Source organism: Chitinophaga sp. RAB17, assembly GCF_052114225.1.
Lineage (GTDB): Bacteria > Bacteroidota > Bacteroidia > Chitinophagales > Chitinophagaceae > Chitinophaga.
In genome coordinates this window covers 86,474-111,739 of the sequence record NZ_JBFREI010000001.1, presented here as the reverse complement: position 1 = coordinate 111,739, position 25,266 = coordinate 86,474, and the positions used below count along the sequence as shown (strand labels likewise).

Sequence of the window (25,266 nt, the reverse complement as noted above, 5' to 3'; positions counted from 1 at the left end):
CTCGCTGCACTTCAGCAAACGCTTTCTCTTTTAGATCCATCTGACATCAATTTTCACCTGCTGGCCCTCGGTGGCTCGCAAATGGATATGTATGCCGGTGATCTTCCCACTACAGCTATTTTCAATGAAGTAAGAAGCCAATTAGAGATGGCGGGAGTGCGCAGCCGTGCTGACTATGAAGGGTTCCTGGCACAAACAAATGATTATGGGACACTGACATTATCCGATACTTCGAAGTGGATATTGCGGTTGGCTGCAAATAAAGACAATTATATTCATCTGCACCCTGGAAGGTATAGTCCACATACTTTTCGCGTAAAAGCATCCGCACTTAAAACTGCCCTTGCCTGGTGGATGGCAAAGCAACATCATTTATTGACAGGAAATTTGTTGGACGACCTCAACCATCTACGACATGGATTAAGGTTGTCTCCGCTTAGAAATATAGCAGAAAGCAGTCACATTTTGGAAATAATGTCCTTATTGGAAGATACTGGATCAGAAGAAATTTAAGGCTTGTTTGGTTTCGCATTTAATAGGGAAGGGCAGAAAAATGCCAGCTTTACCTACTTTACAATTGCCCGTTGCTTTTATGGTCACTTCTTTATTGGCAAAAGCGCTCAATGCATTTTTAAATACGTTCGCCATATTTACTTCCAGTTTTACCGGGAAGTAAAAAGTATCTCTGGCTGGAATAGAAATAGTGGTATCCTGCATGGAATGGCCGACTTCGGTATCATCAAAAAACAGGTCAAAATTGGCATCCTTTAATTGCAGGCGAAAATTATTCGGATTGTAATATGCCAGGGTCATCCGTACGATACTTTTGCTCATACCGATCTCATCCAAATCGATACCAGCTACTCTCACAAACTGAATATCTTTCGTTTTTTCGCAAGAGCTTGCTACTCCCCAAATCACAAAAACTGCCACTAACAATCGGAAAATTTTCATCGGCTGACCAGGTATTTTAATTTATGTCAAACCTACTGCAAAGGTTTTAGTTATCAAAAAAGAGAATCTGAATTGGGAAACTTTTAACGGAGGGATTTTTATCTCAGGGGAGGTGGATTAAAGAATGAAGCATAAAACACATATAAATAAAATAGTTCTTTAGAAAAATAGATTATCTTCGTATTTCCTCCTCTGTTCGCTAAAAATGAACAAAAAAGCGACTAATTTCTTTAGTATTTTTGCATTTTGGTAACTTTTGACGAAAGTAATGGTATGCTAATTAATTTAGCATATGATTAATAATCCTATGAATTGTTAATCATTTACTTAAAGTTAATTGTTAAGTATTTACGTATAAGTGATTGTCAGGTGAGGAGAACCATTTTCCTACATATGACTATAAAATTTTGACATTATGACAGAGAATGCAGGAGAGAAGGTATTACTGATTGAATCTCAGTATTTTCCACCAATTGATGCATATAAAACTTTAGTAAAACACGACATATTAAAGATAGAGAAATATGAGCACTATCAAAAGCTCAGTTACAGGAACCGTTGTTATGTTGCCGGGCCGAATGGCCGTATGATTTTAAGTGTGCCTTTGGCGAGAGGAAAAAATCAACGGACTGTTATGAAGGATGTACGGATCAGCAATGAGGAGAAATGGCAGGGGCTGCATTGGAAAACGCTCGTGTCTGCTTATCGGCGTTCTCCCTGGTTCGAATATTATGAAGCGGACCTGCAGGAACTGTTTGAAAAGCCATTCGATTTTTTGCTTGACTGGAACATCGCCTGCTTCGAATGGGTGAACAGCAAGCTCGGCATTAATATGCCAGTGATCTTTACGGAGAGCTATCAGAAGGAAGTCAGTAGTGTAACAGATGCCCGGGAAAGTATTTTACCGGGAGCCGTAGTGCAGGAGGCAGAGCCAGAGTATACCCAGGTATTTCAGGAGCGTACCGGCTTCATTCCCGGCCTTAGTATCCTGGACTTGCTTTTTTGCGAGGGAAAACAGGCAATGGAAGTACTGAAACAGGGATAAATAAAATATTGAATAATATTATTTAACTGCCTGGTTTGTAATTGTTTGTATATTTGCCCGGGTAATTGTACTTTTTTAATGAATACCTCCCGAAAAAAATTGAGGTGGCAATCAACAAAATATTTAGATTTGCAACCTATTTTGCTGGGGTTCGAACTGACGTAGGTGTGTAAACCAGGAGTTTCCCAGTGAGGGAAAAAAGGATTGTTATCCTGTTATTTTTTTCTATTACTAATTCCTAAAATTCATTTGCAGTACTAAATGAACAACACCTACACAGACCTCGTTAAACAAACCTTTGAATTTCCCCAGGAGGGCTTTGAAGTAAAAGACAACTACCTGGAGTTTAATGGTTTGGACATTAAGGCTTTGATTGACAAGTATGGAACGCCCTTTAAGTTGACCTACCTGCCTAAAATCGGGATGCAAATCAACAAGGCCAAGAAAATGTTCCAGGATGCTATCAAGAAGAACAGGTACGAAGGAGAGTATTTCTATTGCTATTGTACTAAAAGCTCGCATTTTTCCTTTATTATGGAAGAAACGCTGAAGCATGGTGTGCATATTGAAACTTCCTTTGCTTATGATATTGACATCGTCAATAAGTTATATGAGCGAAAGAAGATAAATAAAGAAACCTACGTCATCTGTAACGGTTTTAAGACCAAGTCTTATACAAGGTCTATTGCACGACTGATTAATAGTGGTTTTAAGAATGTAATACCGGTACTTGACAATAAAGAGGAACTGGAAGACTATAAACGGAACATCAGAAGCAAGGATAAGGTGAAGCTGGGACTGCGCGTAGCAGCAGAAGAGGAGCCAAGCTTCGATTTCTATACTTCCCGTCTTGGTATACCTCCCCGTGATATCCTGGAGTATTACGTAGATAAAATTAAAGGGAATGAGAAGTTTGAGCTGAAAATGCTTCACTTCTTTATGAACAAGGGTATAAAGGATGACATTTACTACTGGAGCCAGTTTAACCGCGTAATAAACCTTTATTGCCAGCTGAAGAAGATCTGTCCTGAGCTGGATAGCATTAACGTAGGTGGCGGTTTCCCGATTAAACACTCTTTAGGTTTTGATTACGACTATAATTACATCGTAAACGAAATTGTTGCCAACATCAAAAGCATGTGTAAAAAGAATAAGGTACCTGTACCTAACATTTACACAGAGTTTGGTTCCTTTACTGTAGGGGAAAGCGGTGCTGTAATTTACAGTGTGATTGGTGAAAAAATGCAGAATGACAGGGAGTCCTGGTATATGATCGATAGCTCTTTCATTACTACTTTACCTGATACATGGGGCATTGGTGAAAAGTTCCTGATGTTACCTATCAATAAATGGGACCAGGAATACCAGGAGGTACATCTCGGTGGACTTACCTGTGATGGATACGATTTTTATACATCTGAAGAACATATTAATGCTGTGTTTCTGCCTAAGCAACAAGCATCCGGTGAGCCACTGTATATAGGATTTTTCCATACAGGTGCGTATCAGGATCAGCTCAGCGGGTATGGTGGTATTAAGCACTGCCTCATACCTTCGCCTAAGCATGTGATTGTAGGATACGACAAAAACGGTCAGCTGAAAGATTGGTTGTATGCGAAAGAGCAGACTTCCCAGAGCATGTTAAAGATTTTGGGTTATTAAAAAAATGGGTTAGTAATCCTACTGAAAGCCCCCCGATTATTCGGGGGGCTTATTTTTTTTCATTTTTTCTTTCAGTATGATAAAAAAAGGCTTTCATTTTACTGAAAGCCCTATCATGGCATAGGTTAGATGATATTCATCGGGCATAAGGAAAATAGGAGATGAATATTGAGATTGTAAAGATATACTTATCCGCAGCCATCGATAAGCCCCGAAAGTTGTAATTTTTTCTAATCTTATTTTAATAGAAATACTTGTATTAGCAACAATATATTATCATTATGTCCAAAAATGGTGCAAATGGTAATATTTACTTATCCATATAATATAAATAGTATTAATATGGTGGCTTTGTTGTATAACACAGATGTGTAGGTCTATCCTTCCTTAGAATCATTCAGATAGTCAATAGCGGTACCGCATTGCTTCTCTATTTCCGTAAAACATACTTCCAGCAATTCCAGTTCCCCCTTTAAAAAAGCAGATTTACCAGAGCGGGAAAAGCCTTTTACGAGGAGAAATTGTTTGGTGAGGTGCTGATTAATCAGCGATAAGTGCTGTTGTTGTTTCTCTGCGGTTCTCTTTTGCTCCATGGATATAATGTTGCGGTAATATTGTCCGAGTGCCCTTATCAGGAACAACAGGTACATGCCAACAATAAAAGGATTGGCGAAGTATTGGAAGGCAGAAGAATACCCCGGACTTACATACACACCTATGTTGTTGAGTTTCACATAGGCAATGGCTACCAGGTATCCGCAGAGGGTCAGACTCCAGATAAGCGCAGTCTTCAGATTAACGGTGATATAACAGAGTAATATGCTCATGACCCATATCAGCGTGTATTTGGGACTAAGGTCCTGGTTATTGAAGAAAGATGAAATGATGGGAATACATAAGGTGGTGAAAGAAGTTAACAGACCTACTTTTCGGGCGCTGACTCTTTTTCTCAGCATCAGAAGGCAAGCCATCAGGATGGTGATCATCAGCGGGATGAGCAACATGTTCACTACGTTCTGGCTGAGCATATTGATGAAAAGAAGACTCATCAGCAAAACGATATAGAAGAAAGCGTAGTCAAAAATGAGTTTGATCTTTGCCTGTTCGTATGTGTTTTCCGTATGAAGGATAACCTTCCCAATCACTGCTTTCTCTGTGTTGAGGTATATATTTTTTATAGATAACCAGCCTTGCCGGAAGAGCTTTGCCATTGTTGCGTGCTTAGGAAAGCAAATTATCGTATAATAAACTATGGCAGATTCAACGTTCGTGGGAATTTTACCAGCTGTTAGCTTTTAGCCATTAGCTTTTAGGGAAATGCAGCGCAGATTGCATTTGTTGTATTTTGATAAAAAAAACAGGAAAGACTACCGTATGATAGCTGTTAATGATAGCTGTTAGCTTTTAGCTTTTAGGGAAATGCAGCGCAGATTGCATTTGTTGTATTTTGATAAAAAAAACAGCAAAGACCACCATATGATATATGATGRTCTTCGCTGCATTTCCCTAAAAGCTAAAAGCTAATGGCTAATAGCTATTTTATTCCACTACTATTTCTTTCGGGGCATCCTGTTTGTTTTCCTTTTTGCCAAGAGTTACTTTCAGTACACCGCTATCATATTTTGCGTTGATCTTGCCGGCATCTACCAATTCGCTGATGGTAAATGAACGTTTGAAAGATTTGAAGCTAAACTCACGACGTACTTGTTTGTCGCTTTCGTTTTTAGTTTCAGCTTTCTTTTCCGCACTGATAGTGATCGCTTTTTCATCGGCGCTGATCTTAAAATCTTCTTTGGAGAAACCTGGTGCTACTACGTCCAGTAAGAAGGCTTCTGGTGTTTCAACGATGTTTACCGGAGGATGTGTGGTAAAATAATCGTTGGTCAGAAAATCATCTTTCACGTATTTGTTTAATCCTCCATTGAGAATGTCTTCAACAATTCCACCAAATGATTTAGGAAGGGGGCTGTGGTTAAATTTAATGTGTGTCATAGTTTCTATAAATTTTTTAGTGTGAAATCAATTTTTGTTTGATATCCGGTACAGATCAAATGGGATACCATGCCGTAAAAACTGCTATTTTGTTAGTAAAAAGGTTACAGATTATGACATTGTGTCATTTGTATTGTAGTTATTATGTCAAAAAGTCTAATTGTTCATCCATTTTTTTACTTTCTGGGTTCATATAATTAACTTTGTAAAAAATATAAACAGAAAAAACTATAACATATGTATCCAGCGGAATTAGTAATGCCAAGAAAGGCGGAGTTAACAGATAATGGTTTCCAGGAGTTGCTGACAGCAGATAGCGTTGACGAAACACTGAAGCAGGACGGAACTACCCTGGTAGTAATCAACTCAGTATGTGGTTGTTCTGCAGGTACTGCACGTCCGGGCGTACTGATGGCGGTAGCACACAGCGAAAAGAAACCAGACAGGCTGACGACGAGCTTTGCAGGTTTTGACGAAGAAGCAGTAAGACAAATCCGTACTCATCTGATGCCTTACCCACCTTCTTCTCCAGCGATTGCGTTATTTAAAAATGGTGAATTGGTGCACTTTATTGAGCGTCATATGATTGAAGGTCGTTCTGCGCAAATGATTGCTGCAAATCTGGCCGACGCTTTTGAACAATATTGCTAAATATTCACATTTCTAAAAACCAATTTAGAAATTCGAAATTGCATCGTACTTTGGTGGTTTGATTTTCCTTTTGATTAAATTCGGCTTTGTTCATAGGAAAGTTCAGATCACCAATTTTTTTACGGCTATGTATCCTAATTTATATTACGCGTTCAGAGATCTGCTTGGCTTAGAGATTCCGGTTTTTAAAATTTTACAGACGTTTGGCTTTTTTGTGGCCATGGCCTTCCTGGCCGGCGCCTATATCCTGACGCGTGAGCTGAAACGCTATGAACAACAGGGATTGCTGAAAGGTATTCCTGAGAAAGTAGTCGTAGGACTTCCTGCTACCCAGGGGGAAATTATTGGTAATGCGGTGGTAGGATTTATCATCGGATATAAGATATTGGGTATATTTTTTCAATGGGACACCGCTTCCCCTGATTTGCAATCATTTGTATTTTCCAGTCAGGGCAGCCTGATTGCCGGTATCCTGGTAGCTGCTGCTATGGCGGGGTATAAATATTATTCAAAGAAGAAACAGGCATTGTCCAAACCAGTAGAACAAACCGTGATGGTGATGCCCCATCATCGGGTACCCGACATTATCGTAATGGCGGCTATCGCTGGTTTACTCGGCGCCAAAATTTTCCATAATCTGGAAAACTGGAACGACTTTGTACAGGACCCGATTGGCGCCCTCTTATCTTTCAGCGGACTAACCTTTTACGGAGGCCTGATCGTGGCAGCCATTGTGATTATCAGTTATGCCCGCAAAAAGCAATTTAATATCCGTGCATTGATAGATAGTGCGGCTCCTGCACTGATGCTGGCTTACGCCATTGGCAGAATGGGTTGTCATTTTTCAGGAGACGGCGACTGGGGAATCTATAACAGTGCCTATACAATCGACACTAATACCGGGCATACTGTGAAAATGGCACCAGCCAACTTTACGGACGCAGTACAGAAAAATGTCGGGTTCTTTCATCAACAAGCCGGGTTAGTTCAGCAGCAACAAGTCATCGTTGAAAATATACCACATGCTGCCTTTGAAAAACCAGCTGCACTGGGCTTTATGCCCGACTGGCTTTTCGCCTACGGTTATCCGCACAACGTTATTAAAGAAGGTGTGCAGATAGCTGGTTGTGATGGGCCCTATTGCAAAGTATTACCAATTGCCGTATATCCTACACCGTTATATGAGATCATTGTATGCCTGGCACTGTTTTTTGTGCTCTGGGGCATTCGAAAAAAGATAAAAATACCAGGAGTAATATTTGGTATATACCTTGTATTAAATGGTGTAGAAAGATTTTTTATAGAGAAGATAAGGGTAGATACCCGTTACGACATCTTCGGCTTTCATCCCACCCAGGCGGAAATTATATCTACACTCCTGGTGATTGGTGGTATTATATTGATTGTCATTTACCGTAAAAATAATACTGCCACAAATAAGCTTTCCTGATATTATTATATGCAACGTCACCCTTCTTTAGTTCCTTTGTCGCATGAGCACAAGCGCCTTTTATTTGTATGCCGCTACCTGAAAAAAGATGCAGCCCCGTACGAAGGCTTTCCTTTGGAAACACAGGCCAGATTTGAATATATAGTAAAGGTATTCCAGGAACTGATGGTACCACATATCCAGAAAGAAGAATACCTCTTCGAGAAATGCGCTGGTAAAAATACTGCTATTGACGCTATGATAAGGGAATTACAGGAAGAGCACCTGGTTATTTCCCGGATGTACAGTACCCTCACCGATAGCACAGACCTGGATACTTCTATGGACATACTGGCGAACGCCCTTGAAACACATATCCGTAAAGAGGAAAGGGAGTTTTTTGAACTCCTGCAGCAGGAATTACCGGATCTCCTGGCCGGTCTGCAACTGGAAAACCAATAAATGTATTTAACGTGCTATTGTACAGATTCAATTTTAAAACTAATTTTTCAGCAGAGTTATAGTAGCACTATCTATTTGTATTTTTAATCTGACTATTAATCGTAACCTTTTACTGGTTTATCCTTGTTTGTTGAGCTGATAAATAACCTGTGGCTATTTAATTAGAGTTATGCGTACGTTTTATTGCAGCTTCATCGCGTTTTTTTGTTTGACTATCAGCCTCAAATCCCTCGGATTATCCAGGGAAGATAGTCTGAACAGGTATGACAAGCTGGATTCGTCTGACATTATAGTGGCATCTTTTTCTTATAAGGTGGGTGAACAGGAACTGGGACAAGGAGCTACTTTGCAGGTGCCGGAAGGATTCCGCTTGCTGGATGCTGCCCAAAGCCGGTTGCTAGTAGAATCTTTATGGGGTAATCCCGAAAATCCTAATACGCTGGGCGTGCTGTTACCAGAAAGGGCAGGTCCTATGGATAAGGATTTCCGTGGCTTTGTGATTTCCTTTGAACCTTCCGGATACCTGGACGAACGGGAAGCCGGGAAGATCAATTATGGTAAACTGCTCCATGACATGAAGGAGGAGCTGAAAAATGTAAATGTATTACGCAGTCGTAAAGGGGCTGGAGTAATTACCAGTATGGACTGGGCATTCCCTCCTTATTTTGATAAAAACAGTCTCACCCTGCACTGGGCCAGGATATTGCATTTTGACGGAATCACCCCTCCTGTACTTAATTATGAAGTACGACTCCTGGGTAGAAGAGGTTCCCTCTGTTTTACCGCTATTGGTAAAGCGGGTGACATCGTGAAAATCAGGAAACAGTTACAACAGATTGCCTCCCAGGCGCATTTTACCAATGGAAATAGTTACGCAGATTTTAATCCCCGTACAGACCCATCTGCCCGCTGGACACCTGAAGAAGTGTTTATCAGCAGCAGGGTATTGTCTCCGGATAACCTTTTATTAGGGTTACGCAGTACCTTATCAATGTTGCTGGTATTCCTATGCATGGTCTTATTTATATATGCGATGCATTTCTACCATCATCGCCGCAAGCCTACCTATCGTAAAATGATGGATTTTGATGAGCGACTGAATTAAGCAGCCCTTTCCTTTACCATCTTCCTACTTTCTTATCCCCTTATAATACCGGTCATCCTGTATTAACACCGCTATTTTATATAGGGCAGGATCTCGTGCAACTTTATTTCTCCTCAGTCGTCTTTTTAATCGTTCCATAGTTTTTTACCATTCGTCCCTTTCTATAGACCGCTTGTGTAATGCTATGTACTGTGTAATACATAATACCTACTTTTACATCGTAGTAGTTAATCTACTGTAGTAAGTCTAACTACTGTAGTATATAAGCTAAGGATCTAAAAAAGTATGTATTTAAAAGACCAAACAACATCTAACACTCTAAATCGCCCTTATATGAAAACAAGTTTTAAAGCTATAACATTAACAATGAGCATGTTAGCTACAGCTTTAACCTCCATGGCTCAAAATACCCCTGGCGTAGCCGGACAAGTTAATCAGGCAGGTAATAAACCTGTAGAGTTCGCTACCGTAACCTTATTAAAAGCAAAAGATTCTTCCCTGGTGAAAGGAGCCATCGCAGATATCAATGGTAAGTATGAATTTGAACAGGTAAAACAAGGTCAATACCTGATAGCGGCTGTGTCCGTTGGTATGTCCAAAGCATATAGCAAAGTGTTTGATGTTGCCGGCAGCTCTGTTCGGGTACCAGCCCTGTCCCTGGAAGTTGCTTCCAAAGCACTGAAAGGCATCGATGTAACCGCACGCAGGCCATTTGTAGAGCAGAAAGCAGATAAAATGGTGGTAAACGTGGAAAGCAGCATCACCGCTTCCGGCGGCTCTGCAATGGAAGTACTGGAAAAATCGCCAACTATTAATGTAGACAAGGATGGTAATATTTCCATGAAAGGCAAGGGAGGCGTGGTTATTATGATAGATGGCAAACCCACCAACATGACACCGGAAGATGTGGCCGAATTGCTGAAAAGTATGCCAGCTACAAATATTGATCAGATCGAACTGATTGCCAATCCTTCCGCCAAATATGATGCGGCCGGTAACGCAGGAATCATTAATCTGAAATTAAAGAAGAACACCAGCTACGGCACTAACGGTAATATTACCCTGGGTGGAGCTATCGGTAAATGGCCCCGCATGAACGGTGGACTAAACCTGAATCACCGGAACGAAAAGTTTAACATATTCGGCTCCTATAATTATAGTCACCGTGAGCAACAGCAGGATCTGGGTCTTTATCGCTCTATTCAGGATAATAAAGGACTTAGCGTATACGACCAGATAAACAACATGAAACAAACATCTGATTATCATGGTGGTAAAATCGGAGCAGATTATTTCATCAGCAAGGGACATACCATTGGCGTAATGGTGGATCTGGCATACAGAACCCGTGAATTTCCTTCTTACTCTGTGACCAAAATAGGTAATGGTAAAACTGTAGATTCTATTTTAAGTACCAACACCAACTACGATGCTAAATGGAAAAGAGGCGCTTACAACGTGAACTATCGTGGTATCCTGGATAGCACTGGTAAAGAACTGAACGTGGATCTGGATTATGCACGGAACACCGACAAACAGTTTAACAGTATCTATGCAATTTCCCGTGATGTAGAAGGAAAAAGAATGCTGGGCGCAGATACTTCCCGTAATAACCAACCTTCCAGCATAGAAATAAAAACTGCCAAGATTGATTATGTACACCCCCTGAAAAACCAGGCCAAGCTGGAAGCAGGTGTGAAAGTGAGCTTTGTGACTACGGATAACGATGCACGTTTTGATTCATTAAGAAGCGGAAACTGGATACTGGATGAAAACCGCTCCAATCATTTTATATATAAAGAGAATGTCAATGCTGCCTATATTAACTTCAACAAACAGTATAAGAAATTGAATGTGCAGTTAGGCTTGCGGGGAGAACAAACCCATATTACCGGTAACTCCACCTCCATGCAGGGCAAGGAAAATAAGGTGGTGAAAAATGACTCCTCTTATTTTAATCTGTTCCCAAGTGCGGCGCTGACATACACCCTGAACAAAAGCAATACCCTTGGATTCAGCTATAGCCGTCGTATTGAGCGTCCAAGCTACGAAGATCTTAATCCATTTGAATTCTACCTGGACAGATATACCAAGGAAGCAGGTAATCCAAATCTGAAACCACAATACTCCAACAACTTTGAAATCACACATACTTTCAAGGAATTCCTGATCACCTCTATTGGCTATTCACGTACAAAAGATATGATGACCAGGATCCTGGAAGCGGATGTGGATAAGTCAACAGGAGATACTTCCATTCTCCGGTACAAATACATGAACGTGGCCAATGCTGATAATTTCAACCTGAATATCTCTTTGCCAATGCCTATAACCAAATGGTGGATGAGTTTTACCACTGTATCTGTTTCCTACGGAAAATATGAAACGGTAGTAAATAATAATCCGGTAAAACTCTCTTCCGGCGGGTTCTTTGGCCGCACACAACAAACATTTACCATTAATAAAGATATGGCAGCCGAAGTCACTTACTTCTATGTTTCGCCGCAGGTAACCAATGAAGGATTATTTAGAATGAAATCTATGTCTTCACTGGATCTGGGTATATCAAAGAAAGTATTGAAAGGTAAAGGCTCCCTGAAACTGAACGTGGCCGATGTTTTCAAAACCAATTACTTCCGCGGATCTTTTGAAAATGCAGGTAAATACACTTCTGTATCGAGTGGTCGGGATAGCCGGCAGGTGAGACTGACCTTTAACTATCGTTTTGGAAACACAAACGTAAAGGCCGCCCGTACCCGTCAGACAGGATTGGAAGCAGAACAAAATCGTGTAAAACAGGGTGGTAACTAACGGCCCCCTGTCCTAAAGATGGTTTTTTAGGTATATAAAGGATGGAAAAACGTAGCCTCTCATTGGGCTGCGTTTTCCTTTCAAACTTCCGGACCAGGGATATATTGGTTTCGTCACAGAAAAGAGCCCTTTGGTGTAATTTGATAGCAACGGACAGGACATTAGTATAATTTTGGAAAATATTTTATACCAGATATAATTTTCATCCATCTCTATAAATAATTAATAATTAAATAGATAAGAGAGTCGTAGCTGTTTTGAAGACGGGCTAAAGTCACAATAAGCCGGAAAATCCTTTCAACGACATGCAACCTTTTTTACAATTACTGTCTTTATAATGAAAGCATCAGCCACTAACTTGAATCAAACGCAAATAGCAGAGAATGTAGTAGACCGCTGCAAAAAAGGGGATGTTCGCGCATTCCGTGAATTGTACGACGCGTACGCTGCTGCTATGTATAATATCTGTCTGCGTATGACAAATAATGTGAGCGATGCGGAAGACACCTTGCAAGAGGCTTTCATCCAGGTGCACAAGCACATTCATAAGCTGGAACGTGATAACAGCGTTAGTGCCTGGATTAAGCGGATCGTGGTAAATCATTGCTTAAATACACTTCGTAAAAAGAAAGTGTATTTTGAAGATGTAGACGAAGTGGAAGTGATGACAGAAGAGGGAGTAGACGAAGCCCAGTTTACCTGGACCGTTGCAGCCGTAAAATCTGCCATTCATGGTTTACCGCAGGGATATCGTACCGTATTGAATCTCTATCTTTTTGAGGAGTATTCACACCGGGAAATAGCAGAAATGCTGGGTATCACCGAGTCTACCGTGAAAACGCAGTATATGCGTGCCAAAGAGAAAGTAAGGCAAATTGTAAAACAGCAAAATGTAACTCGTTAATGCCAGACAATTTTGAAAGTTTTATCCAACAGCACCGTGAAGAATTTGAGGTGCCCGGACCTTCACCAAGGGTTTGGGAGGCAATGGAGAAAGAACTGAATAATCAACGCAAAGGTAGGGTAGTACAGCTTTTACAGAAAAACTGGTTTAAAGCAGCTGTCATATTAGTATTACTGGTAAATGCCGGTGCCTTGTTTTATTTTGCCAAACATAAACAGCATCAGCAACAGGAGCTGGCAGTAATAGCGCCTGAGATGCAGGAAGCAAAAGCATACTATACCTCACGTATAAACGAAAAGCTGGAGCTGATCAATGCTTATCCGGTGAATGAACTGGGATTGGACAGCGCCGCCCGTAAAGAACTTGAACTTCGCAACGATACTTATAAAGCGCTGGAAAAAGAATTAAAGAACAATCCCGGCAATGAAAGAATCCGCGCTGCGCTTGTGCGCTACTACCAGTTGAAGCTGGATTTACTTGACAAAATATTGGAAGAGTTACAGCATAAACGTGTAACTCCCGCTCACACAAAAAAGCAATATGAAGCTGAGATTTAAATGCTTGTTATTCCTGTTGCTTCCGTTACTGGCACAGGCTCACAATGGAGGGACGGCTTACAAAAAAACAATCGTTAAAGATTTTACAGTAAGCGACAATGCTACTTTAAGCATTGCGAATAAATATGGTAAGATTATTTTTCATGCCTGGAACAAGAATGAAATTAAAGCGACCATTACTATTACCGGCTTTGGCAAAACGGACGAGCAGGCCCGGTCTATCGCAGAACTGGTAGATATTGACACTGATAAAAGCAGTAGCACTGCGATTTCTATGCGTACCGCATATAGCCCTAGTAAAGGAGGTTCCAGCTGGTTTTCCTGGGGTGGTAAAATGGATTCCAAAGATTATGTGAATATTGACTATGATGTATATATTCCGCAAAGTCTGCAAAAACTGGTAGTAGAGAATCAGTTTGGAGATGTGATGGCGGACAAGTTTACATTCCCTGCTATGCTGGATATGAACTATTGTACGTTTGATATCCGGGAAGCTGAAGACCTCACCTTTAAAATCAATTATTGTGATAAAGGAAAAATCGGGAAAGCTGGTAAAGTGAGTGTGAGAGGCAATTATTCTACGATACGTGCCGATAAGCTGGAAGCACTTGAAACCAGCTCTAACTACAGCGAATATACGGTGGGCAAACTGGGAAGTCTGAAGATAGCCGCTAACTATGATGATTATAAAGTAGAAGCAGCAGATTGGGTAGAGGGCCGTTGTACCTACTCTGATGTAAGAGTAGCCGAACTGCAGCAGGGGATGAACATGAGAATGACCTATGGAGATGTAAAGGTATTGAAAGTGGGGAATGGCTTTAAACAGGCTGATTTCCAGCTGACCTATTCTGACTTGAAAATGGCTTTTTCCCGTAGGCAACCGCTGAGCATTCGCGCAAACCTGGTCAATGGGGACCTGGATACAGGCGGACTGGAGCTGAAGAACACCGTATCTAACAAGAGAGGCTCCACATTGAATTTTTCAGCACAGGCAGGTGGTGGGAGTGAGTCATCTCCTTATATAAAAATACAGGGAACAAACTCCGATGTTAATCTTGATATTTTCTAAAATATAGCATCATTCTAAAATCTTAAAAATACAGTTACACTATGAAACGATTCGCCACGTATTTGATGATCGCGCTGCCATTGCTGTTAGCCGCCGGTGTATTTGCTTCCTTTAAACATATAACAGAGGAAAAGATCAGGGGTAATGGAAATGTGAAACAGGAATCGAGAGATGCATCTGTTTTTACAGATATCGGTACTTCTGGTGTGTATAAAGTAATTATCACACAGGGAAACACGCATAGTATCAAGATAGAAGCAGAAGAAAACCTGCTGCCTTATATTATTACAGACATTTCCGGAGGTGAGCTGAGTATCCATTCTAAAAAGGGATATAATATTCAACCTACCAAAGAGATCAAGGTATATGTAACCTTGCAGAAGGTCGATAAGTTGTCTGCCAGTGGTGCGGGTGGGTTTACCAGTACCGGTGTTTTAAGCAGTGATCAGATTCGGCTGCAATTCAGCGGCGCTGCAGATGCTGATCTGGACATCAAAGTGCAATCCCTGAAAGTAGGATTATCCGGCGCCAGTAATGTAAAGCTGAAGGGGAGTTCAGAAAGTGCCGAATATGGTATTTCTGGTTCGGCCGACATCGAGGCCCTGGATTTCTCTGTCAATGATGTAAAAATCGGCATTTCCGGTACCGGTAAAGCAAAGGTGTTTGCCCAGAAGAAACTGGATGTAAGCATTTCCGGTATGGGTAACGTAAAATATAAAGGAGATCCGGGCGTAACAAAGGCCATATCAGGCATGGGCCGGATCAGTAAGATTTAATAACAAGTTAGATTTAGAGTATATATGCGGCAGGTAGTTCTCTACCTGCTTTTTCTTTTTTATATTTGCTGTTCGAATATAAAATTTTTAGTTATGCCGTCCTTTGATATTGTTAGCAAAGTAGATTTACAGACACTGGATAATGCGATTAACACGGTGAAGAAAGAAATTACCAACAGGTTTGATTTCAAGGGTTCACATGTGGAAATAGAGCTGAATAAGAAAGAACTGGTGCTTAATATAGAAGTAGATAGTGACATGAAGCTGGGTCAGGTGTTGGATGTATTGGTGAGTCGCACAATGCGCCAGGGGCTGGATGCTTCTATTTACGATTTAAGCAAGGAGCCTTATCAGAGTGGGAAGGTGTTTAAAAAGGAGATACCTGTGCGTAACGGTATCAAACAGGAAGATGCCAAGAAGATAGTGAAAATGATTAAAGATGCCGGGTTGAAGGTACAGGCGGCCATTATGGACGATATTGTACGGGTAACCGGCAAAAAAATTGATGACTTACAGGAAGTTATACAGAAAGCGAAGGAAGCCAATCTGGGCATACCTTTGCAGTATATAAATATGAAATCCTGATTTTTTTACGAATAATCTTTGGGTGTTAAAGAAAATTAGTTAACTTTGCACCCTGTATTTACAATAATTTTGATATGAAACAGGGAATCCATCCAGAAAGTTACAGATTTGTGATATTTAAAGATATGTCAAACGGTGAGAGCTTTTTAAGCCGCTCTACTGCTCCTTCCAAAGAAACTGCAAAGTGGGAAGACGGCAATGAGTATCCGTTGATCAAGTTGGAAATTTCCAATACTTCTCACCCTTTTTATACTGGTAAGAACGTATTGGTGGATACTGCAGGACGTATTGACAAATTCAACAAGCGCTACGCTAAGAAAGCATAGTTTCTAAGTAAAATATTTTTAGGGAAATCCCATCGGCTTATCGATGGGATTTTCTATTTTAGCCCCTTATGGAGCGTAATTATATTCTTTTTGACACGCCTGTACGTGAACTGTTATACCCCTTTACGCATACAAGACCCATCGCCGCCTGCAGAGTAGGAATACTCACGATACAGGAGAAATGGGAACTCTGGCTGGGTACAGGAGTTAGTCATTTTACTGTACCGCACTTACAGAATAAATATCCTTTGCTGCACAAAGACGGCCAGGCTGTAAACATATTATTGAGCGGACATATATTACCGGATGCCGGGTTGGTAGCTGCCATTGCGGCGCTGCAACCGGATCAGGAACTGTATAAAGATGACCAGTTACTGGCCAAAGCGGTGTTGGGAACAGAGCCTCCCATGTTATTATCGGGCGACCGGAAAAATTATCCGGGAGAAGTACTGGGAATTTATAAGCCTTGGGATATCTTTGCGCTCAACGACAAAGCAATCAGGGCAGATTATAAGCTACTGACAGCAGGCCGGACATCGGCTCTCTTATCACACACCAATCAACAAATCAATCATACGGATATTTTCCTGGAGCCCGGCGCTAAGGTAGAGTGCAGTGTACTCAATGCCAGCACAGGGCCTATTTATATAGGGAAAAATGCGGAAGTGATGGAAGGTTGTCTTATCCGGGGACCTTTTGCATTGGGAGAAGGGGCGGTGTTGAAAATGGGTACAAAAATATACGGGGCTACTACCCTTGGCCCCTTTTCTACCGGTGGTGGTGAAATCAAAAACAGTGTATTGTTTGGCTATTCCAACAAGGGGCATGATGGTTACCTGGGAGATGCCGTAATAGGAGAGTGGTGCAACCTCGGGGCTAATACTTCCTGTTCCAATCTGAAAAACAATGTATCCACCGTAAAAGTATGGATGGAAGCGCATGGGGAGGCGGTATCAGCAGGCATGAAGTGTGGGGTGCTGATGGGGGATTACAGTCGTTGCGGCATTAATACGATGTTGAATACCGGGACGGTGATAGGTGTGTCCAGCAATGTATTTGGAGGGCATTTTCCGCCTAAGTTTGTGCCTTCTTTCAGCTGGGGCGGCAACGATACCTACCGTTTGGAAGAAGCCCTGAAAGATGCCGGCAACTGGATGGTTTTAAAGGGACAAGCCTTGTCAGAAAAGGATAGTGAGGTATTGAAAGCGGTATATGAATTAGTAAAACAGAAAGACCTTAAAACTTAATATCACAGTATTTATGAGAAAGAAAATTGTTGCAGGTAACTGGAAAATGAATCTTACGCTGGCACAGGGCGAGCAGCTGATCAATGACATTCTGCAGGCAGGACTGACATTGAAAGAAGGACAGGAAGTAGTAGTGGCTACCCCTTTTCCTTATCTGCTGAAAGCAAAGGCGTTGCTGAAAAACTATCCTGGTTTTTATGTAGCCGCACAGAATTGCGCAAGTGAAAAATCAGGTGCTTATACAGGAGAAGTATCTGCAGAAATGCTGCAATCAATAGGAGTGGATTATGTGATTCTGGGTCACTCTGAAAGAAGAGAATATTTCCAGGAAAGTAATGCAATGCTGGCAAAGAAGATCGACCAGGTACTGGCCAATGGACTGAAACCAATTTTCTGCTGTGGCGAACCCCTGGAAATAAGACAGGCGGAAACACAGAATGACTATGTAGCGAAGCAGCTGGAAGAGAGCCTGTTTCATCTGACAGAAGAACAACTTAAGCAGGTGGTGATTGCCTACGAACCTATCTGGGCTATCGGCACTGGTCTTACCGCCAGCTCTGCCCAGGCACAGGACATGCACGCATTTATTCGTTCACAGATTGCTAATAAATTTGGCCGCGAAGCAGCTTTACATACTTCTATTTTATACGGAGGCAGTGCGAAGCCTGGTAATGCAGCAGAGCTGTTTTCCTGCCCTGATGTAGACGGAGGCCTTATTGGTGGTGCTTCTCTGGTGGCTGCTGATTTTGTGGCGATTATAGAAAAGCTGTCATAAATAAATAATTGAGAAATACGCAGTTAGTAAAGCTGCGTATTTTTTTAGTAAAAAATGCTAAAAAAATTAGTAATTCTGAAAAAAGGTTGTATATTCGTATTGTCATTCTAACAGGGAGAATTAAAATATCAGGTTATGAATACGAATTATGAAATTTCGGAAGAGTTATTTGATTATTTATTGGTAGTGAATCCGGATGCTTTGGTATCTAAAGACGTGACCCGTATCCGGCAGTTTGTAGCTGCGGAGTTAAACGATACAGGAATGTCGGGAGCGCCGGTTCATGTGGCATTGTTCAGATCAGCCTTCCCGGAGCGTTTTCAGGAAGATTTTGTTACCATGCTGGAAGAGGTAGCGCGTAAACAGGCAGGTTTTGCCATTTACACGTCTAAAATGGATGCGTTCAGGCATGCAGATGGGCACAACAGTGTTTTCATCAATGTAGCGAACCCCAAGCCTCTGATTGAGTTGCACCGTAATATTTTGCAGGCTTTTGAATTGAAGCCGCAGACCTTCAAGCCACATATTATGCTGGCGAGAGGATTACATGATGCAGAAGTCAATATGGTCATGCCATTACTGGCGCAGCAAATATTTGTACGCAGCTTTAATTGTCATTGTTTTAGTTTGCTGAAAAGGCCTGCTGCAGGCGGTAAATACGAACGTGTAAAAGATTTTGTATTTGGAGATATTGAACACATGGTTGGTTCGTTGTTTAATTATGCTGCATAAGCAACCATAAAATTGTCTGATTCAGGGATTGCCGGGTGGTAGATTCGCAGAATTGATGGACTTGGGACGGATAAATAATTTGTTATCCCTTCCCTATATCAATGTTCATCAGTGTTTGTTTCCCTCAAGTTAACCATCCTTTCATACTGTTGCGTTGCAGTCCTTAGCTGCTATCCTAGGATGGTAGCCAGTTGCAACCGTTATTGATCCGTTAGCACCCCAATTTCATATAATGCTGCGTATCCATTATCCGGTAAACCCTGGTTCAGATTAATGTTTGTATGAATGCTTTCCTCGTCTTTGTTCTATTCATTCCCTTTTGTAATAAGTTTTTAGTTGTTTGTATCTTAGCGGAAATTTAGAATGTTTTTTGAGAGTGTCCTTCTCCATTTGTATAACATGCAGTCAGGAATTGGGCAATTACCGCGTTAATCGAATAAAATTTATGGCAACTAAGACAATTGTACACAAGGAAATTATTGTGAAAGGCCGTGTGCAGGGAGTAGGATTCAGGGCTAATGCAAAACGCGTAGCCGATTCAATGAATGTACAGGGACAAGTAAAAAATCTGCTGGATGGAAACGTATGGATCCTGGCAGAAGCAGAAGAACAGGCAATGGAAGATTTTATTGACTGGTGCAAATCAGGACCTGCCATGGCAGCAGTAAAAGAGCTGGAAATTACAACTGGCGACGTACAACATATTAAAGGCTTTACTATCCTTTATTCATAAATCCCTGGTCCGGTTTACAGCGGGTGTTCAGATACCTATGTCAATCAATCGCAGAGAAAAAGTTAACCGTGACCTGTTGACAACAGGCGCAAAGAAATTTAACGGGGCAATGCAACTGAATACGACCGTATAAATTTCTTTGCGCTTTCGTCATGTGATATAGTAGGTGCCTGCTATGAAACGTTGCACTTTCATCGGTGATATAATAACTTTTTTTCGGTAAAACACTAGGCATTCATCACGTGTAATAAGCGTTTACTATAAAACACTTAAAGGTAACTATAACCCCAGGCAACACGGATGTGGCATGAGTGATAATACCGCAAAGTATGCGCTGTAATAAGTATTAATTAATACTATACTTCTTCTGTAAAGACTTATCCAATGCAGCTTTAGGTACCACTATTGTAATTGTATTCACGGCAAAATAAGCCTCTGAAACATTTACGTAACCACCAAATGGGCTGGAATTGGTTCCCCATGAATTCTTTACCAGGAAGAAGGTTTTACCCTTGGGTGTTTTCTCAATCCCTGTAATATGCATCAGGTGATCATCCTGCGTAATCAATTCTTCGTATAGCTGTTGACGTGAGTCCTGTGTGTAGGAAGGTTCTGCCATATCCGGATCGATACTATCTTTCTTCGGCGAAGCACCTGGTTCAGGTAATAAAGCAAAGCCTTTGCTGGAAGCGAATCCTCTGTTGCTCACATCTGCATCCCACAATACCGTATAACCTTTTTGCAGTGCAGTTTCCGTGATACCGGTGAGTTCCTTTAATGGCACATTGTAGTAGGCGCCGTTAGAGAAATTATCCGGTACTTCTATGATGAAAGATTTGTAGAAAGGATGATGCGTAAAGGAGGTGAGAAATACATAATCATCCGCATTGAATTTCACTACTTCTTTCGCAAACGTTTGTGGCGTATAGGTTTTGCCATTGTACTCAAATGAAGCAGGTGGCTGTCCCATGTAATTGTCCAGAATGCCGGTAAATTGTGTCACCCAGTTATCAGGTACCGGTGAAACCTTAATGATGCTATCCAGGTATTTCTTCATGGCTACCACCATCTCTCCGTGGTTGTGCGTAGTGGCGTTGCCTTTCAGCCCACTGTACACACTTTCAGGTTCTATGCCGTAGGCAGCAATAGATTGGATGACATCGTGTGCCAGACCGCCTTCGTCAAAACGGGCAAAGCCCTGCCGCCGTACGTAGTTTTTTGCTTTTTCTATATAAACATTACGGGCAGTAAACATTTCAGAGAGATCCAGCTCTGGCAGTCCTTTACGCAAACATTCCGATTCTACCATAGAAGTAGATGAAAATGACCAACAGGTACCGGTCATTCCCTGATTTTTTACCGGGGTAGTTGCGTTGATTTTTCCATTTACCAGGTTGTTGATTACTACGCTTTTTTCCTGTGCATTCGCCATGATGGCGGTAAACATGGCAAGTGTAATACAAAATGCTTTCATATACTATGTTGTTAAATAATTAACCTAAAGATAAGTGAACCGCTATAATAAAAAATACCATTACCGTATGAACGGTAATGGTACGGATGCAATCTGCAATAGAATGGCAGTAATTAGTTTTCTATATCGGTATTATAAGTGTTTGAAGATCCTTTTATATTTACACGTTTTGCTTTCAGGTATTTGCTGTATTTATTAGCTACCTTATCGGATTGCTTTACACCATTGATAAATAAGCCTTTATCATTTTTTTCCACGTTGTAATCCTTCTTTGTATCCAGCAGGTTGTCGGCCTCCATTCTGCGGAGCATTTCCCGGTAACTGTCAGCGACTACCCGTTGTTCATTCGCTATTTTCCGGGCTTTGTCTGCAACATCTCTTTGTTCGGCGGCTGTCTTCCGGGCTTTGTCTGCAACATCTCTTTGTTCGGCGGCTGTCTTCCGGGCTTTTTCTACAACATCCCTTTGTTCAGCGGCTACTTTCCTGGCTTGTTCTGCTGCATGCTCTTGTTCAGCGGCTTCTTTTTTACCATCGTCTCTTGACCGGCCATTTTCTTCCCTTGTTTTTCCGGCTTCCCGTCTTGTTCTGGCAGCATCTGCCAGGGCTTCCGCTCTATGTCTGCGTACTTCCTCCAATTGATTAGACGTGTATTCCTGCGCGTTGCCAGCCATTTTGCGGGCTTCGTCCAGTTCTTTCCGCACCTGGTCACTTACATTCAGACTGGTATAAGCCTGGGTCAGATTTTTACTGATGGAAGCGAAGTCAATATTTTTCAGTGCAGCCGCTGCTTCAGCCTGGGCTTTATTGATCTGGTTCCAGTCAATATTTTTAAGGGCGGCCACGCTTTCTGCCTGTGCTTTGCGGGTTTCGGCAGATAGACTCTGCCAGTCGATATTTTTAGTAGCTGCCTGGATTTCCGCCTGTACTTTCTTCATATCCACTTCTTTCAACTGCTTCATGGCCTGTTGAACACTGCGTTGTGCTTCCCGGATCTGTTTGCGGATCTCTTCTTTGTCAACCTGCACATCATTGGGGCTATACACGTCTGTGTGGACGTTGGTGTTTGTATTGACATTTACTTTTGAAGAGACCACAATGGGTGTGCTGTCTCCGATTTTATGGAAACTATAGTTATAACTGTAGGTCTGTGGTGCTATCGGCGTGAAGTCGGCAGACAATTCTCCGTTTAAAGGAGCTATGGGTGCCAATGGTTTCATCGGAGCCGGATTAGGGGCAGCTACAGGAGCTGCTGCCGGCATGATATCCGGTTTTGCAGGTGTGCGCGGTACTGGAATGGCGGGATCTGCAGTATCGATGATCACACTATCCAACTGCTGTTTGAAACGATCGGTTCCGGCACTGGATGGGTCCACAACATAATCTATGGCCGTAGTAACATTTTTGCGTGGTACGGAATCGATATGCTGCTTTTCTGCTATTTTCTTTTGTTCAGTTTCATTGCTCTTTCCTTTGGCAGGGTTTAACCAAGCGATGGATACCAGGCCGGTGGCAATAATTAATACTGCTAAAAATTTCTGACTATAATTAAGATGTTTTGTTTTCATTTCCATGATGCGTTTAATGCGGTGAAACAGATGTTGTTTACTATCTGCAGCAGCCATGGTAAGCCGGTTGGCGGTCAACCGGTATTGTTCCAGCGCAACCAGTGCATGCGCATATTGCAGCGGTTGTACGGTATTCGCTATTACCAGGTCATCGCAGCAGTGTTCTCTTTCTATACGGATGGTTTTGGAAATCAGCCATACAAAAGGATTAAAGAAAAGAATTGTTTCAACAATTGATTGGAAGATATTCAACAGATAATCATTGCGTTTGATATGCGCCAGTTCGTGTAGTAACACGGCTTCCAGCTGTTCTTCAGTAAGGTTGTTGACCATCGCCACCGGCAACAGGATGAGTGGTTTTAAAAAGCCTAACATAACAGGTACCTGTACATGTCTGGAGATCAACAGTTTCACCTTGCGGGGAATTTGCAGTCGGGCCGCCAGCTTATCCAGGTGCTTATCCCATGCGGCGCCCATAGGCTCTATCCTGGTAGTGCGGATCTGGTGAAGCTGAAACAGATCGGAGAACAGTTTAATGGTCATGCCTGTCATGCCCGCTATGTAAAGCGTTACCAGCAGTGGAAAACATAACTCCAGATTGGGAAACAGCCATATTAACGGATCCTGGCTGGGATATACCGCCTGCATGGGTACAGGACCCTGCAGCGAAATATTACCGTGAATTTGAATAATCGTTTCTCTTGCTTCCTGCAGCCGCTGTACATGCATATACAACGTAGCGAGAAACCAGGTAAAAATGCCGGAGAGTGATAAGAGTGATAAGTTATATCTGATCCTCGCACCAGCCAGCGGCCAAAGTTTTAATACTATCCGTAAACAGGCATAGATAAAGAATGCCTGCCACATGGAATGAAGGATCGTCCATCCCAGGGCGCGTACAAAGTCGCCCGTAATAGGTAATAAGTTCATGGTACCAGATTTACCTGTTGTTCTTTTGTTGTTTTTCTATTGCTGACAAATACTCACGGATCTTTTCCAATTCCTCGTCTGATGACTGATGATGACCAAGGGCCTGCATGACCAGCTGAGAAGCTGAACCACCAAAAACCGTGTCTATCATTTTATTGAGTAATTGTTCCTGTGTTTTTTGCTGTGAAATGGCGGCGGTATACACATGGGTTTTGCTGCTGGTATCGCGTTGCAACAGCGCTTTCTCATGCATGATCTGCATTAGCTTAAGTGTAGTGGTATAACCGGCATCTTTCGTTTGAGATAAAATATCATGTACCTCACGAACGGTGCTGGGGCCCTTTTCCCAGAGTACACCTAAAATTTCCAATTCACTTTCTGTAGGCCGGATCTGTTTCAAAACAATGTGTATTAATGATGATTATTGTTGTACGAATATCTTCGTAAACGAATGTACGATAGTTTTCGTAAATGCCAAATAATTTAAAGGATTATTTTCTTTCAGATGCCATTTTGCTCCCGCCGCAGCTGCCTGGTCGTTTTCCTGCTGCCATCCGCACTCCAGCCCGGTGCATCAAAAATGTAATGCCATGCCTCCCGAAGGGAATGGGAATGCCGCACGTCCTGCCATATATCTACCCATTCGTGGGTAGCTATACGGAAAGGATTGTAGCTATGGATATTTTTAGTAAGACCATATACCGGTCGTTGTTTTTCGGGTGTGAAAGTTCCAAACATGCGATCCCAAATGATTAGTATACCCGCGTGGTTGCGGTCCAGGTAATCCAGGTCAGAACCATGATGTACCCGGTGATGCGAAGGCGTATTGAAAATGTATTCTATGGGCGCCGGCAATTTGTTGATGACTTCCGTATGGATCCAGAACTGGTAAATCAGGCTGATGGCCTGCATGCTCATCACCATCACCGGATGAAATCCCAGTAAAGGCATCCAGAGCCAGAATGTAAATGTGCCGGTTAAGTTACCGGTCCAGTTTTGCCGCAGGGCTGTAGCCAGGTTATATTTTTCAGAGGAATGATGGATGACATGAGAAGCCCAGAAAAACCGGATGGTATGACTGCTGCGATGAAACCAGTAGTAACTGAAGTCATCTGCAAAAAAACATAAAACCCATGCCCACCAGGTAAAGCCCAATGTAAACAGCCGGAACTGGTAAAGGAAAAGATAAATCCCGAAAATGACGGCTTTGGTAAAAATACCGATGAATACATTGCCCAACCCCATGGCAATACTGCTGAGGGCATCTTTGGGCTCATACATATTCTTCTTATCGATAGTGGTGAAGATGATCTCCAGCAATAAGAGCAGCACAAATCCGGGAATGGCATATGTAATCAGGTCGGGAGGCATATCGTTGTAACTTTCTGCTACTGAAGTTAACGAATTTTTGGGGCCATTGGATGGAACCGGCTTAATAAAAAAATGCAGCGGAAATTTCCGCTGCATTTTCACTAAAACTAT

25 protein-coding genes are annotated in these 25,266 nt (G+C 41.9%); 18 read left to right on the top strand and 7 right to left on the bottom strand.

Translation table 11 applies throughout. The features are described from left to right. Positions 1-87 precede the first annotated feature (87 nt). A complete protein-coding gene (locus tag AB4Z08_RS00380; protein ID WP_441571779.1) occupies positions 88-513 on the top strand; it encodes a hypothetical protein in 426 nt (141 codons plus the stop codon). Here the strand turns inward: AB4Z08_RS00380 and AB4Z08_RS00375 are convergent. After that, the gene (locus tag AB4Z08_RS00375) at positions 499-954 is read right to left on the bottom strand and encodes an LEA type 2 family protein (RefSeq protein WP_441571778.1); all 456 of its coding nucleotides are present in this window, start codon (positions 952-954) and stop codon (positions 499-501) included. The genes AB4Z08_RS00380 and AB4Z08_RS00375 overlap by 15 nt on opposite strands. 415 nt (positions 955-1,369) lie before the next feature. Between AB4Z08_RS00375 and AB4Z08_RS00370 the strand changes: the two genes are divergently transcribed. Both AB4Z08_RS00370 and AB4Z08_RS00365 read left to right on the top strand, forming a co-directional pair. Next, on the top strand, positions 1,370-1,999 hold the full coding sequence (locus tag AB4Z08_RS00370) for a WbqC family protein (RefSeq protein WP_441571777.1): 630 nt from the start codon (positions 1,370-1,372) through the stop codon (positions 1,997-1,999). 261 nt (positions 2,000-2,260) lie between these two features. Next, a complete protein-coding gene (locus tag AB4Z08_RS00365; protein WP_441571776.1) occupies positions 2,261-3,661 on the top strand; it encodes an arginine decarboxylase in 1,401 nt (466 codons plus the stop codon). Positions 3,662-4,038: 377 nt separating this feature from the next. Here AB4Z08_RS00365 and AB4Z08_RS00360 read toward each other — a convergent pair whose 3' ends face one another. Next, positions 4,039-4,872, bottom strand: coding sequence for a hypothetical protein (locus AB4Z08_RS00360; protein ID WP_441571775.1), 834 nt, complete (start codon positions 4,870-4,872; stop codon positions 4,039-4,041). A gap of 328 nt (positions 4,873-5,200) precedes the next feature. After that, entirely contained in the window at positions 5,201-5,653 is a 453-nt protein-coding gene (locus AB4Z08_RS00355) for an Hsp20/alpha crystallin family protein (protein ID WP_441571774.1), read from the bottom strand. Between the two features lie 237 nt (positions 5,654-5,890). Here AB4Z08_RS00355 and AB4Z08_RS00350 point away from each other — a divergent pair, with 237 nt between their 5' ends. The 15 genes from AB4Z08_RS00350 to AB4Z08_RS00280 all read left to right on the top strand — a co-directional run bounded on the left by AB4Z08_RS00350 (position 5,891) and on the right by AB4Z08_RS00280 (position 19,815). Then, a complete protein-coding gene (locus AB4Z08_RS00350; protein WP_133811681.1) occupies positions 5,891-6,304 on the top strand; it encodes a BrxA/BrxB family bacilliredoxin in 414 nt (137 codons plus the stop codon). Between the two features lie 127 nt (positions 6,305-6,431). Further along, positions 6,432-7,754, top strand: coding sequence for a prolipoprotein diacylglyceryl transferase (locus AB4Z08_RS00345; RefSeq protein ID WP_441571773.1), 1,323 nt, complete (start codon positions 6,432-6,434; stop codon positions 7,752-7,754). A gap of 9 nt (positions 7,755-7,763) precedes the next feature. Continuing rightward, positions 7,764-8,195 (top strand): hemerythrin domain-containing protein, encoded by a 432-nt coding sequence (locus AB4Z08_RS00340; RefSeq protein ID WP_441571772.1) that lies wholly within the window; start codon positions 7,764-7,766, stop codon positions 8,193-8,195. 169 nt (positions 8,196-8,364) lie between these two features. Then, entirely contained in the window at positions 8,365-9,300 is a 936-nt protein-coding gene (locus AB4Z08_RS00335; protein WP_441571771.1) for a DUF2167 domain-containing protein, read from the top strand. Positions 9,301-9,633: 333 nt separating this feature from the next. After that, positions 9,634-12,111 (top strand): TonB-dependent receptor domain-containing protein, encoded by a 2,478-nt coding sequence (locus tag AB4Z08_RS00330; protein WP_441571770.1) that lies wholly within the window; start codon positions 9,634-9,636, stop codon positions 12,109-12,111. Positions 12,112-12,448: 337 nt separating this feature from the next. Beyond that, positions 12,449-13,015 carry an RNA polymerase sigma factor gene (locus AB4Z08_RS00325; protein ID WP_441571769.1) on the top strand — a complete coding sequence of 189 codons (567 nt, stop codon included), beginning with the start codon at positions 12,449-12,451 and terminating at the stop codon, positions 13,013-13,015. Continuing rightward, positions 13,015-13,572: a hypothetical protein gene (locus AB4Z08_RS00320; RefSeq protein ID WP_441571768.1), complete on the top strand. Its 558-nt coding sequence runs from the start codon at positions 13,015-13,017 to the stop codon at positions 13,570-13,572. Before AB4Z08_RS00325 ends, AB4Z08_RS00320 begins: the two co-directional genes overlap by 1 nt. Further along, complete coding sequence (locus AB4Z08_RS00315) at positions 13,556-14,641, top strand: hypothetical protein (protein ID WP_441571767.1); 1,086 nt, start codon at positions 13,556-13,558, stop codon at positions 14,639-14,641. The genes AB4Z08_RS00320 and AB4Z08_RS00315 overlap by 17 nt, the downstream gene beginning before the upstream one ends. Before the next feature lie 41 nt (positions 14,642-14,682). Further along, positions 14,683-15,417 carry a head GIN domain-containing protein gene (locus AB4Z08_RS00310; protein WP_441571766.1) on the top strand — a complete coding sequence of 245 codons (735 nt, stop codon included), beginning with the start codon at positions 14,683-14,685 and terminating at the stop codon, positions 15,415-15,417. A gap of 93 nt (positions 15,418-15,510) precedes the next feature. Further along, the gene (locus tag AB4Z08_RS00305; RefSeq protein ID WP_089900782.1) at positions 15,511-16,002 is read left to right on the top strand and encodes a YajQ family cyclic di-GMP-binding protein; all 492 of its coding nucleotides are present in this window, start codon (positions 15,511-15,513) and stop codon (positions 16,000-16,002) included. 74 nt (positions 16,003-16,076) lie between these two features. Continuing rightward, positions 16,077-16,328, top strand: a complete 252-nt coding sequence (locus AB4Z08_RS00300; protein ID WP_079473370.1) for a type B 50S ribosomal protein L31 — start codon at positions 16,077-16,079, stop codon at positions 16,326-16,328. A gap of 68 nt (positions 16,329-16,396) precedes the next feature. Then, positions 16,397-17,575 (top strand): putative sugar nucleotidyl transferase, encoded by a 1,179-nt coding sequence (locus AB4Z08_RS00295; protein WP_441571765.1) that lies wholly within the window; start codon positions 16,397-16,399, stop codon positions 17,573-17,575. Positions 17,576-17,588: 13 nt separating this feature from the next. After that, positions 17,589-18,350: a triose-phosphate isomerase gene (gene tpiA, locus AB4Z08_RS00290; RefSeq protein ID WP_441571764.1), complete on the top strand. Its 762-nt coding sequence runs from the start codon at positions 17,589-17,591 to the stop codon at positions 18,348-18,350. Positions 18,351-18,485: 135 nt separating this feature from the next. After that, positions 18,486-19,082 (top strand): 2'-5' RNA ligase family protein, encoded by a 597-nt coding sequence (locus tag AB4Z08_RS00285; protein WP_441571763.1) that lies wholly within the window; start codon positions 18,486-18,488, stop codon positions 19,080-19,082. A 445-nt stretch (positions 19,083-19,527) separates the two neighbouring features. Continuing rightward, on the top strand, positions 19,528-19,815 hold the full coding sequence (locus AB4Z08_RS00280) for an acylphosphatase (protein WP_133811668.1): 288 nt from the start codon (positions 19,528-19,530) through the stop codon (positions 19,813-19,815). A 346-nt stretch (positions 19,816-20,161) separates the two neighbouring features. Here the strand turns inward: AB4Z08_RS00280 and AB4Z08_RS00275 are convergent, their stop codons facing one another. From AB4Z08_RS00275 to AB4Z08_RS00260, 4 genes are all read right to left on the bottom strand, one after another. Beyond that, a complete protein-coding gene (locus tag AB4Z08_RS00275) occupies positions 20,162-21,289 on the bottom strand; it encodes a C1 family peptidase (RefSeq protein ID WP_441571762.1) in 1,128 nt (375 codons plus the stop codon). A 113-nt stretch (positions 21,290-21,402) separates the two neighbouring features. Continuing rightward, positions 21,403-23,784 carry a M56 family metallopeptidase gene (locus AB4Z08_RS00270; protein ID WP_441571761.1) on the bottom strand — a complete coding sequence of 794 codons (2,382 nt, stop codon included), beginning with the start codon at positions 23,782-23,784 and terminating at the stop codon, positions 21,403-21,405. A 10-nt stretch (positions 23,785-23,794) separates the two neighbouring features. After that, a complete protein-coding gene (locus AB4Z08_RS00265; protein WP_441571760.1) occupies positions 23,795-24,184 on the bottom strand; it encodes a BlaI/MecI/CopY family transcriptional regulator in 390 nt (129 codons plus the stop codon). A 101-nt stretch (positions 24,185-24,285) separates the two neighbouring features. Then, a complete protein-coding gene (locus tag AB4Z08_RS00260) occupies positions 24,286-25,251 on the bottom strand; it encodes a sterol desaturase family protein (RefSeq protein WP_441571759.1) in 966 nt (321 codons plus the stop codon). Between the last annotated feature and the right edge of the window lie 15 nt (positions 25,252-25,266).

Coding starts and splice junctions, on each gene's coding strand:
- AB4Z08_RS00360 (WP_441571775.1), bottom strand. CDS start 4,872: ATGGCAAAGCTCTTCCGGCAAGGCTGGTTATCTATAAAAAATATATAC.
- AB4Z08_RS00315 (WP_441571767.1), top strand. CDS start 13,556: ATGAAGCTGAGATTTAAATGCTTGTTATTCCTGTTGCTTCCGTTACTG.
- AB4Z08_RS00320 (WP_441571768.1), top strand. CDS start 13,015: ATGCCAGACAATTTTGAAAGTTTTATCCAACAGCACCGTGAAGAATTT.
- AB4Z08_RS00365 (WP_441571776.1), top strand. CDS start 2,261: ATGAACAACACCTACACAGACCTCGTTAAACAAACCTTTGAATTTCCC.
- AB4Z08_RS00350 (WP_133811681.1), top strand. CDS start 5,891: ATGTATCCAGCGGAATTAGTAATGCCAAGAAAGGCGGAGTTAACAGAT.
- AB4Z08_RS00285 (WP_441571763.1), top strand. CDS start 18,486: ATGAATACGAATTATGAAATTTCGGAAGAGTTATTTGATTATTTATTG.
- AB4Z08_RS00340 (WP_441571772.1), top strand. CDS start 7,764: ATGCAACGTCACCCTTCTTTAGTTCCTTTGTCGCATGAGCACAAGCGC.
- AB4Z08_RS00335 (WP_441571771.1), top strand. CDS start 8,365: ATGCGTACGTTTTATTGCAGCTTCATCGCGTTTTTTTGTTTGACTATC.
- AB4Z08_RS00280 (WP_133811668.1), top strand. CDS start 19,528: ATGGCAACTAAGACAATTGTACACAAGGAAATTATTGTGAAAGGCCGT.
- AB4Z08_RS00260 (WP_441571759.1), bottom strand. CDS start 25,251: ATGCAGCGGAAATTTCCGCTGCATTTTTTTATTAAGCCGGTTCCATCC.
- AB4Z08_RS00325 (WP_441571769.1), top strand. CDS start 12,449: ATGAAAGCATCAGCCACTAACTTGAATCAAACGCAAATAGCAGAGAAT.
- AB4Z08_RS00310 (WP_441571766.1), top strand. CDS start 14,683: ATGAAACGATTCGCCACGTATTTGATGATCGCGCTGCCATTGCTGTTA.
- AB4Z08_RS00305 (WP_089900782.1), top strand. CDS start 15,511: ATGCCGTCCTTTGATATTGTTAGCAAAGTAGATTTACAGACACTGGAT.
- AB4Z08_RS00300 (WP_079473370.1), top strand. CDS start 16,077: ATGAAACAGGGAATCCATCCAGAAAGTTACAGATTTGTGATATTTAAA.
- AB4Z08_RS00375 (WP_441571778.1), bottom strand. CDS start 954: ATGAAAATTTTCCGATTGTTAGTGGCAGTTTTTGTGATTTGGGGAGTA.
- AB4Z08_RS00330 (WP_441571770.1), top strand. CDS start 9,634: ATGAAAACAAGTTTTAAAGCTATAACATTAACAATGAGCATGTTAGCT.
- AB4Z08_RS00270 (WP_441571761.1), bottom strand. CDS start 23,784: ATGAACTTATTACCTATTACGGGCGACTTTGTACGCGCCCTGGGATGG.
- AB4Z08_RS00380 (WP_441571779.1), top strand. CDS start 88: ATGTATGCCGGTGATCTTCCCACTACAGCTATTTTCAATGAAGTAAGA.
- AB4Z08_RS00275 (WP_441571762.1), bottom strand. CDS start 21,289: ATGAAAGCATTTTGTATTACACTTGCCATGTTTACCGCCATCATGGCG.
- AB4Z08_RS00370 (WP_441571777.1), top strand. CDS start 1,370: ATGACAGAGAATGCAGGAGAGAAGGTATTACTGATTGAATCTCAGTAT.
- AB4Z08_RS00345 (WP_441571773.1), top strand. CDS start 6,432: ATGTATCCTAATTTATATTACGCGTTCAGAGATCTGCTTGGCTTAGAG.
- AB4Z08_RS00355 (WP_441571774.1), bottom strand. CDS start 5,653: ATGACACACATTAAATTTAACCACAGCCCCCTTCCTAAATCATTTGGT.
- tpiA (WP_441571764.1), top strand. CDS start 17,589: ATGAGAAAGAAAATTGTTGCAGGTAACTGGAAAATGAATCTTACGCTG.
- AB4Z08_RS00295 (WP_441571765.1), top strand. CDS start 16,397: ATGGAGCGTAATTATATTCTTTTTGACACGCCTGTACGTGAACTGTTA.